The following is a 13,874-nucleotide window of genomic DNA, read 5'->3' as shown; positions in this document are numbered from 1 at the left end:
GCCGCTCCGCCCGGAATCAGGGCTGCTCGAAGCCCGCCTGGCCGAGGTCTTCACACCGCTGCGGCACCTTGCGCACCTGGTCGACCGGAAAGCCCTCGGCCTTGGCCACGGCGAGCAGCCTCTGGTACTCGGCGGCGGGCAGCTGGCGCTCGCGCGCCATGATCCACATGAGCTTGCGCGAGGGCAGGCCGATCAGCACCGAGCGGTAGTCGGGCGCGAGGTCCACGATCACGTAGTCCGAGCGCAACGGCCACACCAGCTGCACCTTCCAGTGCGCGGTGTCGGCCGGATCGGGCAGCCAGGCCTTGCCGGCCCAGGTCTTCTCCGGTGCATCGAAGCCCTTGCGGTAGTGGTAGGTGACCGCGATGTCGCCGTCAGGCTTGAGGCGGTACTCGTCGGCGGTGGCCACGTCGCCCTTTTCGGCAAAGTACGGCACGTGACCGATCACGTACCAGGTGCCCATGTAGCGGGCGAGGTCGACGTCTTTCGCCTGGCGCAGCGGCGGCTGGCTGGCGCAGCCGCCGAGCAGGGCGACGACGAGCAGGGTGAGCAGGGCGGTGAAGCGGGGTTTCATGGCGGGTCCTCGAGGGCAACGACGGGCGGGTACCCACGGGTACGGAGCGGCCGCGCGGAATGATGCAGTCCGCGCCGTGAAAGCCGCCGTCGCGGGCCATCGCAGCCGCTGAGACGCGGGCCGCGGAAGCTCGGCGCCTGCACTCACGCCCGTTGCCGGAGCTCGCCATGTCCCGTCGTTCGCTGCCGTCGTTCCCGCTCGCCCACGCCTCGCCGTTCACCCAGTGGGTCGCCGCCATCGGCCTGTGCTGGCTGGGCGTGGGGCTGTTCGCGCTGGCGCTGACGCCGGTGCCCGCGCATACCCTGGAGTCGGGCTGGTCGCCGACGTTCTGGCTGGTACTGGCACCAGTCAGCGCCCTGCTCGGCCTGCGCCTGCGCGCCGGCTGAGCGATCGACCGTCCGCCGCAGGCCGTACCGCACGCGGCGGACGGCGGCATCTGTGCTAAAAGTGGCGCTGTTCCTGATCGTCTTCCAGTGCCTCGCCCCTCGCGGCAGCAGGCCTTTGCACGGGGCCGCATGGCACACCCTGACAACCTCTGGTTGCTCGCGCTGCTGAGCGCGCTCGCCACCTTGCATGCCTACCTGGCGCTGGACGTGATCGGCCGCGTCACCCGCACGCGCGGCGCCGTGCCGGCGCTGTGGCTGGGCTTCGGCGCGGCGGTGCTGGCGGTCGGCGTGTGGGCGACGCGGCAGCTCGGCTTGGCGGCCTCCAGCGGACTGGACGGCTTGCGCGACGCGGCCGCCTTCGGCACCACCTGGCTGGCCACCGCGGCCGCGCTCTGGCTGATGGAACGTCCGCGGCGGCCCGCGCTGGCGACCGCACTGGCCGGCATCACGCTCGGCGGCGGCCTGGCGTTCGCCAGCCGGCTGGACCTGTCGCTGGACGGCGGCGCGATCATCCCCGACCTCGCCAGCATGCTGCTCTGCGCGATCGTCGGCGCCTGGCTGGCGCTCGCGCTGCGCGGGCAGGTGCCGACGCGCTGGCGCGCGTGGTTGTCGGCCGCCGTGCTGGGCCTGACCGTGGTCGCGGTGCCTTGCGTGGGCGTGGCGATGGCGCGCGATGCCGCGGCGGCGCAGCTACTCGGCAGAAACGTCGCGACGGCGCCGGCCGCGGCGGCCTTCGTGATTTCCGCCCTGGTCCTGCTGCTGGCTGCGGTGGTGCTGCGCGCGCAGCGCGAGCTGGCACGCCAGGCGGCGCAGATCCGCGGCGAGCTGGAGGCCGCGCGCCAGGCGCTGGTGCACCAGGCGTTCCACGACGTGCTCACCGCGCTGCCCAACCGCGCTAAGGTGCTGGCCCAGCTGCAGGAGCTGCTGCCGAACGCGCGTCGCGAGGCGTTCGAGGTCGCGGTGATGTTCATCGACCTGGACGGTTTCAAGTCGATCAACGACACGCTCGGCCACGAGGCCGGCGACGCGTTCCTGCGCTGCGTGGCCGACGCGCTGCGCGACAGCGTGCGCCCGCGCGACACCGTGGCGCGCTTCGGCGGCGACGAATTCGTGGTGGTGCTGGAGCGCTACCGCAGCCGCGGCAACCTGAGTGCGATCTGCGACAAGATCCTCGCCCGGGTCAGCGCGCCGGTGCTGGTGGCCGGGCAGAAGGTGACCGCCACCCCCAGCATCGGCGTGGCGATGTTCCCCGGCGACGGCGACGACCCGGCCGAACTGCTGCGCCACGCCGACATCGCGATGTACGCGGCCAAGCAGCGCGGCAAGGCCGGCTTCTGTTTCTACGAGCCGAGGATGATCGAGCAGGCCAGCGAGCGGCTGGCGCTGTCCACCGAGTTGCGCGAAGGGCTGGGCCGCGGCGAGATTCGCGTCTGCTACCAGCCGAAGGTAGACCTGCGCACGCGCGAACTGGTGGGTCTGGAGGCGCTGGCGCGCTGGGCGCATCCCACCCGGGGCGCGCTGCCGCCGTCGGTGTTCATCCCGCTGGCCGAGGATTGCGGGCTGATCGCCCGGCTCGGCGAGACGGTGGTGCGCGAGGTGGCCGGGCAGATCGCCCAGTGGCGCGCGCAGGGACTGCCGCTGGTGCCGGTGGCGATCAACCTGTCGATGCAGGAGGTGCAGGGCGCGCAGTTCGTGCCGTCGCTGCTGCGCACGCTGGGCGAGGCGGGGCTGGATCGCGACGCGATCGAGTTCGAGATCACCGAGACGGCCGCGATGACCGACGTGCACACCACGCTGGGCCAGCTGCGCACGCTGGACACGCTGGGCTTTCGCATCGCCATCGACGACTTCGGCACCGGCTTCTCCAGCCTCAGCCACCTGCGCCAGCTGCCGGCGCGGGCGATCAAGATCGACCAGTCGTTCGTGCACGGCGCGCGCCGCTCGCACCATGATCGCGAGATCGCCGAGGCGATCATCGCGCTGGCGCGCAAGCTGCGCCTGCACACCATCGCCGAAGGCGTGGAGACCGAGGAGCAGGCGCGCTGGCTGCAGCGGGCCGGCTGCGACACCGGCCAGGGTTTCCTGTTCGGACGTCCGCTCGATGCGGAGCGGGTGGCCGCGATGCTGCGCGAACGCTGCGCCGCGCCCACGCTCGACGGCTGAGCGGACTCAGCGGCCGATGCCGAGCCGCTTGTGTTCCATCCGGCGCAGGAACTCCTGCATCACGCGCAGGTACAGGTCCTCGCCGAGGTAGACATCTTCCACGCCGGCGTCGATCGACGGGTTGTCGTTCACCTCGATCACCACCGGCTTGCCGTGGACCTGCTTGAGGTCCACGCCGTACAGGCCGTCGCCGACCGCGTTGGTGGCCTTCAATGCGAGCTTCACCACGTCGCTCGGGGCATCGCGCACCGGAATCGTCTCGAAGCCGCCGGACTTGGCCGTGCCCTTGGCGCCGTGGTTGTAGATCTGCCAGTGGCCGCGCGACATGTAGTACTTGCATGCGTACAGCGGCTCGCGGTTGAGCACGCCGATGCGCCAGTCGAACTCGGTGTAGAGAAATTCCTGCGCCAGCAGCAGCGCGCTGTGCTGGAACAGCTCGCCGGCCGCCTTCTCCAGCGCGGCGGCATTCTCCACCTTGACCACGCCGCGCGAGAACGAGCCGTCGGGAATCTTGAGCACGATCGGGAAGCCGAGCTTCTCGCCGACTTCCTTCAGACTCTTGGTGTTCTCGCGGTAGAGGATCTCCGTGCGCGGCACGGCGAGCTTGCGCGAGACCATCAGGTCGTTGAGGAAGATCTTGTTGGTGCAACGCAGGATCGAGGCCGGGTCGTCGATCACCACCATGCCTTCCTTCTCCGCCCGGTGGGCGAAGCGGTAGGTGTGGTTGTCGCTGGCGGTGGTCTCGCGGATGAACAGGCCGTCGTACTCGGCCAGCCGCTGGTAGTCGTTCTTGCCGATCGGATCGACCTCGATGCCGAGCTCCTTGCCCGCCTCGACGAAGGACTTCAGCGCCTTCTTGTTCGACGGCGGCATCTGCTCGTTCGGGTCGACCAGCATCGCGATGTCGTAGCGGTAGCGCTTGCGCGCGCGCGGCTTGCGCCAGAGCTTCTTGGAGAAGCGATCCAGCTCGGCGGCGAAGGCGTCTTCCTGCGCGTCATCCAGCGTGTGCAGGCCGACCGGCTTGATCGAGGCGACTTGCCACACGCGCTCGCGCTCGAACTCGATGCGCAGCAGCGGGCAGGGAAACATCTCGAACACCTGGTGCGTGAGGTCCTGCAGCGCCGGGTAGGCGGTCTCGCCGAAGTACACCAGGATGCCGAAGTCGGTGGTGTCGCGGCCGCCGGCCGGCAGGAAGTGGGTGAGCTTCTGGTTGAGGTCGTCGATGTCCAGGCCGTACAGCGAGCGACGACGCAGGTCGTTGATGGTGCGCACCGAGGGCATCACGCGGTGCCCGCGCGCCTCGGCCAGCAGCGACACGTAATAGCCGGTGCCCAGGTACTTGTAGCTGCGGCACAGGTTGATGACGTGGGTGCGCTCGTCGTCGTTGCCGATCGGCTCGCGCAGGTAGTCCATCGCGCTCATCACGTCGACGGAGGGATAGTAGGAGCCCCAGTCGGAGGCCTTTTCGACAACGATGACCAGACGGGTCATGACACCTTCGATGCGCGCAAGAGGAGTGCGTCGTCGCAGGAACTCACGGAGGTGGCGCGGCGCAAGGCGCGCAGTGTCGCATAGCCGTTGCGGTGCACAAGCGGCGGCACTGAAGCGCGAGTAAACCGCGCCGGCGCAAGTCCAGGCCAGAGGTGCACCGGGCCGGGCGCTGCACTACAGTGCCGCGCTCGTCACGCCCGCCGGCCACCCGGCGTCGCATGCTCCGCCCGCCCCTGCCGCCGGAATCCACCGCCCTGAAAGCCACCCACACCGCCGCCTCATCCGTTGCGCACGCACCCGCCACCGCGGCGGTGCGCGTGCGTCGTGCCGAGCTGTCCGACCTCGACGACCTGGTCGCCCTGGAAGACGCCACCTTCGACAGCGACCGCATGAGCCGGGCGCAGTACCGCCGCCATCTCGACAGCGACAGCGCCAGCGTGCTGGTGGCCAGCGCCAATCACCGGCGCTTTCTCGGCACCGCGGTGGTGTTCTATCGCAAGGGCAGCCGCGTCGCACGGCTGTATTCGCTGGCCAGCCGGCCGGAGGCACGCGGCAAGGGTGTGGGCTCGGCGCTGCTGGCCACGGTGGAACAGGCAGCGCGCCAGCGCGGCTGCCGCGAACTGCGGCTGGAAGTGCGCCTCGACAACGCCAGCGCGATCCGCCTGTACGAGCGCCTCGGTTATCGCCGGCTGGGCCGCCTGGAGCGCTTCTATGAAGACGGTGCCGACGCCTGGCGTTACGGCAAGCGGCTCGACTGAGCCGTCGTCAGCGCAGCGCTTCGTCCAAGCGCTGCGCGGTGGCCTCGTCGGGGCGCGCGACCAGTGCGCCGGTGCGCATCAGGCTCACCGTGTAATGCCCCTGGTCGACCAGCGGCAGGAAGGCACCGCTGCCGTACACCGTGTCCACCGAGGGCAGCCACGTCGGGTAGTGCTGACGCAGCGCGAGCAGATCCCAGCCGCCGGCCTCGCGGAAATCGATCACGGTGCGCGGCGCTTCGCTTTCCTGCGCGGGATCGTCGTAGCGCCCGTCCAGTCGGTCGAGCCGGTACAGCGGCGGCACGCCGGCAAGCAGCGTGGGCAGCTTCCACTTCAGCACGATCGCCTCGATGCGAAACGCGTCACCGGCCAGCGCGACCGACCGCGTACTGCCGTCGGGCCAGGTCAGCGTGAGCGCCCAGCGCTGCGGCGAGAGGATGCGCGCATCCACCGTCACCACCGGCATCTCGCTGGCCAGCCGACGGTAGCCGCGCAGGCTCAGGCCCAGCCCCGCTGACAGCACCGCCAGCAGCAGCCAGATCACGGCCAGTAACGCCGACAGCGAGCCACGCACGCGCCGCCGCTCACGCCAGTGCCGCCGGCCGCCGGCCGCGGTGACCAGCGCAACCAGCACCAATACGCCCGCGCCCAGCAGGATCACGGTGGCGGGCAGGGCAAGCAGATGCTCCCAGTTCACGGGGTTCTCCGGACAGATGGCCGCATGACGGGCGGCAGGGGACGACGGGACGTAACGCCGCGTAAGGTTAGCCGATGCTCCACGCGACCAAGGAGGTTCGCCATGCATCGCTCCCTCGTTCTTGCCCTGGCCGGCGCGCTCGCCCTCATGGGTGCCACCTCGCTGCACGCGCAGGCCGCGCCCGTCGGCGGACCGGAAGACCGCGACGTGCGCGCCCTCATCGACGGCATGCGCGACGCCAGCACCTGGGGCCATCCTGACCAGTTCGGCCAGTACCAGGGCATGGCCGCGTATGCGAGCGGCGACTACGCGAAGGCGATGCGACTGTTCACCATCGGGGCGCGTTACGCGGACAAGGTGTCCCAGCTCAGCATTGGCCTGATGTACCTGCAGGGCCAGGGCGTCAAGCGCGATCCGGTGAAAGCGTGGGCGTGGACGGCGCTCTCGGCCGAGCGCGGCTATCCGCGCTTCGCGGCGACGCGCGATGGCATCTGGAACACGCTTTCGCAGACACAGCGCACGCAGGCCATCGCGGAGCGCGACACGCTGGCGGCGACCTACGACGACGCGCATGCCAAGCCGCGGATGATCGCCGAGCTGCGCTACTACCGCAGCCAGATCACCGGCTCGCACACCGGGTTCGATTCCGGCGTCGACCACGTGGCGGTCGGACCCTCGGGCACGGCCGGCGCCGGCTGCCTGCGCGCCGCCAAGGTGGGTCTGCGCGGGGCGGGCTGCGGCAGCAGCGACATGTATGCCGAGGAGCAGTGGGATCCGAAGCTGTACTTCCAGACACGCGACGCGCAGTACCAAGGCACGGTGACGATCGGTGCGCTGCAGCCCGGGCATCCCGCGCCGGCGGCGAGCGCGGCAGGACGCTAGCGCCTCATCGGCGCGGGAGGTCGGCGGCTATACTCGCCGCCTGTTCGACGAGGACCTCGCCATGCGCCGCCTGCTTGCCGTGATGCTGATCGTTTCCATCGCCTGTGCCGCGCTCGCCGGCTGCGGCAACAAGGGCCCGCTGGTGCTGCCGGCGGCCCAGCCGCAGGCACCGGCCGCGCCAGCCAGCGCGCCGGCACCGGCAGCGACCGCCGCGGCGCCGTCGGTCCAGCCGTAAGCCGCGTTCCGCCGTGACACAGCGCTTCAGCAAGATGCACGGCATCGGCAACGACTTCGTCGTGGTCGATGGTCGCGCCGCGCCGCTGGCCCTGGATGCCGCGACGATCCGCGCCATGGCCGATCGACGCACCGGCATCGGCTTCGACCAGCTGCTCTCGATCGAACCGCCGCGCGATCCGTCGTGTGCGTTCTATTACGGCATCTGGAACGCCGACGGATCGCCATCGGGGCAGTGCGGCAACGGTGCCCGCTGCGTGGCGGCATGGCTGCATCGGGCCGGCGCGCTGGCGGTGGGCGCGTTGGTGCGGCTGGAAAGCCCGTCCGGCCCGGTTGCGGTGCGGCTGGAGGAAGGCGGCGAGGTGACCGTGGACATGGGCGAGCCGGTGTTCGACCCGGCGCGCGTGCCGTTCATCGCCGAGGCGCAAGCCGAGGTCTACGCGATCGAGGTCGACGGACACCCGCTGCAGATCGGCGCGGTGTCGATGGGCAATCCGCACGCGGTGGTGGAGGTCCCCTCGGCTGACGCGCCGGCGCTGGCCACGCTGGGACCGGCACTGACCGCGCACGCACGCTTTCCGCAGGGCGCCAATGCCGGCTTCGTCGAGCTGCTGGCGCGCGACCATCTGCGCCTGCGCGTACACGAGCGCGGCGCCGGCTGGACGCTGGCCTGCGGCACCGGCGCTTGCGCCGCGATGGCAGTGCTGCGACGGCGCGACGCGGTGGATGAGCGCGTGCGGGTGGACCTGCCTGGCGGCACGCTGGAAATCCGCTGGCCGGGCGCCGGCCAGACCTTGTGGATGCGCGGCCCGGCGGCGTTCGTGTTCGAGGGCGAGTGGCTGGGCTGAGCCGGCGTTGATGTAAGCGCGCGCAGGCCGCACACTCGGCCGGTGCCGCCGTCCTGGCGGCCCGACGTGTTGAAGGATCCGCCCGCATGACCGACACCGCGACCGAGCAGACGCTGCAGCCCGAGCAGGTGGCGGCCTACCTGCGTCGGCACCCCGCCTTCCTGGCCGACTACCCCGAGCTCGCCGCGCAGCTGACGATGCCGCGCGAACAGGGCGCCGCGGCCTCGCTGGCGGTGTACCAGCTGCAGAGCCTGCGCGACAAGAACGCCGATCTGGAGACCCGGCTGGCCGAACTCATCGCCATCGCCGCCGAGAACGAGCGGCTGATGAAGCGCGTGCACGAGCTCACCGTGGCGCTGCTGCGCGCGAACACGCCGGAGGTCACCGCGCGCAGCGTGATCGCCAAGCTCAGCGCCGACTTCCACACCGAGCAAGTGCGGCTGGTGCTGTTCGGACCGGCCACGCTGCCCCCGGCCGACTGGCTGCTGCAGGTGCCGGACGGCCGAACGGGGCTGCCGGAGTTCGCCGATTTCCTCGCCCATCACGAGCCGATCGCCGGACGCCTGTCTGCCGAGCGGCTGCAGCGTTTGTTCGGCATGCACGCGGCCGCGGTGCGCTCGGCCGCGGTGATGCCGCTGGGCGAACTCGGCCTGCTGGCGATCGGCTCCAGCGACGCGGACCACTTCCAGCCCGGCATGGGCACGCTGTTCCTGAAGATGATCGCCGCCACCATCACCGCCGCGCTGATGCGCGCGCGCGACGTCGGCTGAGCGAACGGCCGTGGCCGCTGCCACGCCGGACAACGCGCAGGCACAGCTCGACGCCTGGCTGACCCGACTGGGCAGCGAACGGCAGGCCTCGCCGCACACGCTGGCCGGTTACCGCCGCGACCTGGACAAGCTGCTGCGCTACATGCAGGCGCAGCAGCTGGCCGGCTTCGAAGCGCTGGACCCGCATCACCTGCGTCGCTTCATCGCTGCCGAACACCGCGCCGGGCTGGCGCCGAAGAGCCTGCAGCGCCTGCTGTCGTCCTGCCGCAGCCTGTTCCGCCACCTGAGCCGCGAAGGCTTGCTGACGCACGATCCCGCGCTCGGCGTGCGCGGGCCGAAGGTGCATCGCAAGCTGCCGCAGGTGCTGGACGTCGACGAGGCGGCCAGCCTCATCGAAGGCGGCGGCGAGGGCGCCCTGGCCGTGCGCGATCGGGCCATGCTGGAGCTGTTCTATTCATCCGGGCTGCGCCTGTCCGAACTCACCGGGCTGCACTGGCAGGACCTGGATCTGGACGGCGGCGAGGTGCGCGTGCTGGGCAAGGGCAGCAAGACCCGCATCGTGCCGGTGGGCCGCCACGCGGTGAACGCCCTGCGCGCGCTGGGCGTGGCCGAAGGCATGGCACCGCAGAGCCCGGTGTTTCGCGGCCGCGGCGGTGCATCGATCAGCCCGCGCACCGTGCAGGCGCGCCTGAAGACGCTGGCACTGGCACACGGCAGCGCCAAGCGCATCCATCCGCACCTTTTGCGACACACCTTCGCCAGCCACATGCTGGAATCCTCCGGCGACCTGCGCGCCGTGCAGGAACTGCTCGGTCACGCCGACATCGCCACCACGCAGATCTACACCCACCTGGATTTCCAGCACCTGGCGAAGGTGTACGACGCGGCCCATCCGCGCGCGCGACGCAAGTAGCCGCGACCGGGCGCGAGGCGGCTGGGCGCCGGCGGCGAATCGCCGCACGGAGCACGGCGTAAGCGGCATGAAAGCCGGCCCCGCCCAGACTCGGCGCACTCCGCAGTCCGTACGGCAATTCCATGGCAGCGCCCGTTTCACCACAAAGCATGCTCACCACGCCCGGCGCATTGGCGTTGCCGCACGCGACGGTGGACGGTCGGGTGACGACGATCGGCGGGCTGTCGGCGCGTGGCGTGCACCGCATCCTGGTGCTCAGGCCGAACCACCGGCTGGGCAACACCTTGCTGATCACCGCATTGCTGAGCGAACTGGAACGGCATTTCCCCGGCGCCGAAGTGGACGTGGTGACCGGCTGCGAAGCGGCCGGCGAGGTGTTCGCCGGCTTCCGCCAGGTGCGCCGCATCCATCAGCTGACGCGCCGCCCCGGCCATCATCCGCTGCGCCTGCTGCGCCTGCTGCACAACCTGCGGAACAGCCGCTACGACCTGGCGATCGACTGCGTGCGCGGCTCCCGCTCGGGCCGCTGGCTGACGCAGTGGAGCGGTGCGCGGCAGTGGCTCGCGCCGCCGGCTGGCGCGCGCGAACTGGAGCGGGCAGACCCCGCCTGGCGCGACGCCTGGGCGCGGTCGTGCGGACATTTCGCGCTGGATGCGGTGCATGCATTGCGCTGTGCGCTGGGTGTACCGGAAGGGGCGGCGATCGCCCCGCCGCGCCTGCGCATCCCGCTGCGCGAGAACGAGTGCCGCGACGGCGCGGCGACGCTGGCCGACCTGCTCGGCACCCCGGCCGACGCGCCGCGACGCGCGCGGGTGGTGGCGATCTTTCCCAACGCCACCGGCAGCAAACGGTTGCCCGGTCGCTGGTGGCAGGAATTCATCGAAACGCTGGCCGCGCACGACCCGGCCCTGCGGGTGATCGAGATGGTGGCGGCGGATGGAAAATCGCAGCTCGACGGCCGCTTCCCCGCGTTCTATTCCAGCGACGTGCGCCGCATGGCGGCACTGATCGCTGCCTGTGACGCCTACATCAGCGCCGACTGCGGCGTGATGCACCTGGCCTGCGCTACCGGCACGCCCACGCTGGGCCTGTTCACCCGACCCAACCTCGCGCGCTACCGGCCGTATGGCCCGCACGATGCGGCCGTGGCGGTGGACGACAACGCCGCGCCGACCGTCGCGGCCGGGGCGGCGATCGCCTTCCTCGGCGCGCTGCCTACGACGGCCGCCGCACTGCGCTGAGCTCACGCGCGGCGCCCGTCGCGCGCTTGCAATCGCTGCCGCGCAACCCCACTCAGGCGGTTCGTGCCCCTGAGCGGAATCCCCATGGAATCGTTCCACGCCACCACCATCGTCTCGGTGCGCCGCCACGGCAAGGTCGTGATCGGCGGCGACGGCCAGGTCACCCTGGGCAACACGGTGATGAAGGCCAACGCGCGCAAGATCCGTCGCCTCGGCAAGGGCGACGTGCTGGCCGGCTTCGCCGGTGCTACCGCCGATGCGTTCACGCTGTTCGAACTGTTCGAGCAGAAGCTGGACAAGCACGGCGGCAATCTCACCCGCGCGGCGGTGGAGATGGCCAAGGACTGGCGTACCGACCGCCGCTACGGAAAGCTCGAGGCGATGCTCGCGGTGGCCGACAAGGACGCCTCGCTGCTGATCTCCGGCAACGGCGACGTGCTCGAACCCGAGCACGGCCTGATCGCGATCGGTTCCGGTGGCCCGTATGCGCAGTCCGCCGCGATGGCGTTGCTGGAAAACTCGGACCTCGATGCGCGCAGCATCGTCGAGAAGGCGCTGAAGATCGCTGGCGACATCTGCATCTACACCAACCACAACACCACGATCGAGGAGCTGTAGGCGCATCGCGCCCGCGCTCTTCGAGCGTCATTCCGGCAGGGCCGGAAGCCAGGGCCTTCGGCTGTCGAAGGTACTGGGTCCCGGCGATCGCCGGGATGACGCACGGCCCATCCGACTCTGCCGGTGAGATCCATGTCCGAACTGACCCCACGCGAAATCGTCAACGAACTCGACCGTTACATCATCGGCCAGCACGACGCCAAGCGGGCCGTCGCCGTGGCGCTGCGCAGCCGCTGGCGGCGCATGCAGCTGGAGCCGGCGCTGCGCAACGAGGTGACACCCAAGAACATCCTGATGATCGGCCCCACCGGCGTGGGCAAGACCGAGATCGCCCGTCGCCTGGCCACGCTCGCCAACGCGCCGTTCGTGAAGGTGGAGGCAACCAAGTTCACCGAGGTCGGCTACGTCGGCAAGGACGTCGAATCGATCATCCGCGACCTCGCCGACGTGGCCTACAAGCTGACCCGCGAGCAGGCAGTCAAGCGCGTGCGCACGCAGGCCGAGGATCGCGCCGAGGACCGCATCCTCGACGCCCTGCTGCCACGCCGGCAGGCGCCGGCCGACTGGAGCCACGATCCGGCGCCGACGAGCGACAGCGATACCCGCCAGAAGCTGCGCAAGCAGTTGCGCGAGGGCGCGCTGGACGAGCGCGAGATCGAGCTGGAGACGGCGATGAACGTGGGCGTGGAGATCATGTCGCCGCCCGGCATGGAGGAGATGGGCGCCCAGCTGCGCCAGATGTTCCAGAACCTCGGCGGCGGCAAGACGCAGACGCGCAAGCTGCCGATCAAGGCGGCGCGCCCGCTGCTGATCGACGAGGAGGCCGGCAAGCTGCTCAACGACGAGGAGGTGCGCAGCCAGGCGGTGTTCGCCGCCGAGCAGCACGGCATCGTCTTCATCGACGAGATCGACAAGGTGGCCCAGCGCGCCGACCACGGCCACGCCGGGATCAGCCGCGAAGGCGTGCAGCGCGACCTGCTGCCGCTGGTGGAAGGCTCCACCGTGTCGACCAAGTACGGACCGATCAAGACCGACCACATGCTGTTCATCGCTTCGGGCGCGTTCTCGCTGGCGCGCCCGTCGGACCTGATCCCGGAGCTGCAGGGCCGCCTGCCGATCCGGGTGGAGCTGTCGGCGCTGAGCGTGGACGACTTCAAGCGCATCCTGCGCGAGCCGAACAACGCGCTGACCAAGCAGTACGTCGCCCTGCTCGCCACCGAGGGCGTGACCATCGAATTCACCGAGTCCGGCATCGACCGGCTGGCCGAGGTGGCGTTCCAGGTCAACGAGCGCACCGAGAACATCGGCGCGCGCCGCCTGCACACCGTGATGGAACGCCTGCTGGAAGGCATTTCATACGAGGCCGCGGATAAAAGCGGCGAAAAATACCTGATCGACGGCGAATTTGTAGATAAAACGCTGGGCGAACTGGTGCAGGACCAGGATCTGAGCCGCTACATCCTCTAAACAAGCCGGCGGACCCCGTCTGATAAAATAAGCGCCATGGGCAAGGTCATCGAACTGAAAATCACCGGCCAGCGTGCCCAGTTGCGCGAAGCGCAGCAGAAGCATCAGCTGATCCGGTTGTGGCGCGGCGAGCTGGAGCACGGCAGCTTCTGCGGTTACGTGGGCGGCGTCGGGCGGGAGTTTTTCTTGCTGTGGGTGATCGGCGACGCCGTCACCTACGACGGCATGTACATCATGCGGCACCGCGATATCACCGAACTGGAAGCCCCCGACACGCACCACGTCTTCATGGAGAAGGCGCTGGCGCTGAAGGGCATCCTGCCGCGGGTGCCGCGCGGCTTCCCGCTGGACGGCATCCGCGAAGTGGTGCAGGCGGCCGGCCAGCTCGCGCCGGTGATCGGCGTGCACGTGGACAGCGAGGAAGAAGCCGAGGTCTGCTACGTCGGGCGCCTGCTCGGCGTGGAAGAGGACGGCTTCAACATGCAGGAGATCACGCCCGACGCCGAATGGCTGCGCGAGGCGTCGTTCTTCTCGTGGGATGAGGTGTCCACCATCAGCCTGGAAGACGGCTACGCGCAGTCGCTGCTGGCCGTGGCCGGTACGCCGCCGCCGCTGGAGCAGGGCGACTCGGGCGTGGGACGCGCGCAATAGGCAGCGCACCCCGATCGTTCGATCGAAGAGCCCACCTCAACGGTGGGCTTTTTGTTGGGCGCTCCCGGCCAGCACGCACATCGCACGCGGGGCCAGGTACAGCTGTCGTCGATGCGCTCCTTCTTCATTCGAAATCCCCGCCATGACGCGTACCTGCCGTGGCCCCATCGGCTTGCGTCGGCGG

General features: G+C 70.2%; 15 protein-coding genes. 12 read left to right on the top strand and 3 right to left on the bottom strand.

Going from position 1 to position 13,874, the window contains the following annotated elements:
* Positions 1-16: 16 nt before the first annotated feature.
* Complete coding sequence (locus ISP17_RS00650) at positions 17-574, bottom strand: lipocalin family protein (RefSeq protein WP_404629581.1); 558 nt, start codon at positions 572-574, stop codon at positions 17-19.
* A 167-nt stretch (positions 575-741) separates the two neighbouring features.
* Here ISP17_RS00650 and ISP17_RS00645 point away from each other — a divergent pair, with 167 nt between their 5' ends.
* Positions 742-960 carry a hypothetical protein gene (locus tag ISP17_RS00645; RefSeq protein ID WP_404629580.1) on the top strand — a complete coding sequence of 73 codons (219 nt, stop codon included), beginning with the start codon at positions 742-744 and terminating at the stop codon, positions 958-960.
* Between the two features lie 129 nt (positions 961-1,089).
* On the top strand, positions 1,090-3,123 hold the full coding sequence (locus tag ISP17_RS00640) for a putative bifunctional diguanylate cyclase/phosphodiesterase (protein ID WP_404629579.1): 2,034 nt from the start codon (positions 1,090-1,092) through the stop codon (positions 3,121-3,123).
* A gap of 6 nt (positions 3,124-3,129) precedes the next feature.
* Here the strand turns inward: ISP17_RS00640 and ISP17_RS00635 are convergent, their stop codons facing one another.
* Positions 3,130-4,614, bottom strand: a complete 1,485-nt coding sequence (locus tag ISP17_RS00635; RefSeq protein ID WP_404629578.1) for a RimK family protein — start codon at positions 4,612-4,614, stop codon at positions 3,130-3,132.
* A 218-nt stretch (positions 4,615-4,832) separates the two neighbouring features.
* On the opposite strand from ISP17_RS00635, the gene ISP17_RS00630 reads away from it, so the two are divergent.
* Positions 4,833-5,372, top strand: coding sequence for a GNAT family N-acetyltransferase (locus ISP17_RS00630; protein WP_404629577.1), 540 nt, complete (start codon positions 4,833-4,835; stop codon positions 5,370-5,372).
* Positions 5,373-5,379: 7 nt separating this feature from the next.
* Here the strand turns inward: ISP17_RS00630 and ISP17_RS00625 are convergent, their stop codons facing one another.
* Positions 5,380-6,066 carry a hypothetical protein gene (locus ISP17_RS00625; protein WP_404629576.1) on the bottom strand — a complete coding sequence of 229 codons (687 nt, stop codon included), beginning with the start codon at positions 6,064-6,066 and terminating at the stop codon, positions 5,380-5,382.
* Positions 6,067-6,168: 102 nt separating this feature from the next.
* On the opposite strand from ISP17_RS00625, the gene ISP17_RS00620 reads away from it, so the two are divergent.
* From ISP17_RS00620 to ISP17_RS00580, 9 genes are all read left to right on the top strand, one after another.
* On the top strand, positions 6,169-6,948 hold the full coding sequence (locus tag ISP17_RS00620) for an SEL1-like repeat protein (protein ID WP_404629575.1): 780 nt from the start codon (positions 6,169-6,171) through the stop codon (positions 6,946-6,948).
* A gap of 61 nt (positions 6,949-7,009) precedes the next feature.
* The gene (gene lptM / locus ISP17_RS00615) at positions 7,010-7,183 is read left to right on the top strand and encodes an LPS translocon maturation chaperone LptM (protein ID WP_404629574.1); all 174 of its coding nucleotides are present in this window, start codon (positions 7,010-7,012) and stop codon (positions 7,181-7,183) included.
* Positions 7,184-7,196: 13 nt separating this feature from the next.
* The gene (gene dapF / locus ISP17_RS00610; protein ID WP_404629573.1) at positions 7,197-8,030 is read left to right on the top strand and encodes a diaminopimelate epimerase; all 834 of its coding nucleotides are present in this window, start codon (positions 7,197-7,199) and stop codon (positions 8,028-8,030) included.
* A gap of 86 nt (positions 8,031-8,116) precedes the next feature.
* Positions 8,117-8,800, top strand: coding sequence for a DUF484 family protein (locus tag ISP17_RS00605; protein ID WP_404629572.1), 684 nt, complete (start codon positions 8,117-8,119; stop codon positions 8,798-8,800).
* Positions 8,801-8,810: 10 nt separating this feature from the next.
* The gene (xerC, locus tag ISP17_RS00600; RefSeq protein ID WP_404629571.1) at positions 8,811-9,713 is read left to right on the top strand and encodes a tyrosine recombinase XerC; all 903 of its coding nucleotides are present in this window, start codon (positions 8,811-8,813) and stop codon (positions 9,711-9,713) included.
* Between the two features lie 149 nt (positions 9,714-9,862).
* Positions 9,863-10,954 (top strand): glycosyltransferase family 9 protein, encoded by a 1,092-nt coding sequence (locus tag ISP17_RS00595; RefSeq protein WP_404629570.1) that lies wholly within the window; start codon positions 9,863-9,865, stop codon positions 10,952-10,954.
* An 84-nt stretch (positions 10,955-11,038) separates the two neighbouring features.
* Positions 11,039-11,572: an ATP-dependent protease subunit HslV gene (gene hslV, locus ISP17_RS00590; RefSeq protein ID WP_404629569.1), complete on the top strand. Its 534-nt coding sequence runs from the start codon at positions 11,039-11,041 to the stop codon at positions 11,570-11,572.
* Positions 11,573-11,704: 132 nt separating this feature from the next.
* A complete protein-coding gene (gene hslU, locus ISP17_RS00585) occupies positions 11,705-13,039 on the top strand; it encodes an ATP-dependent protease ATPase subunit HslU (RefSeq protein WP_404629568.1) in 1,335 nt (444 codons plus the stop codon).
* Between the two features lie 36 nt (positions 13,040-13,075).
* Positions 13,076-13,690, top strand: coding sequence for a hypothetical protein (locus ISP17_RS00580; protein ID WP_404629567.1), 615 nt, complete (start codon positions 13,076-13,078; stop codon positions 13,688-13,690).
* Positions 13,691-13,874 lie beyond the last annotated feature (184 nt).

Origin of the sequence: Dyella ginsengisoli, from assembly GCF_044904665.1 — a bacterium.
Lineage (GTDB): Bacteria > Pseudomonadota > Gammaproteobacteria > Xanthomonadales > Rhodanobacteraceae > Dyella_A > Dyella_A ginsengisoli.
The sequence above is the reverse complement of the archived record's forward strand: the minus strand, read 5'-3'. Positions and strand labels throughout refer to the sequence as shown.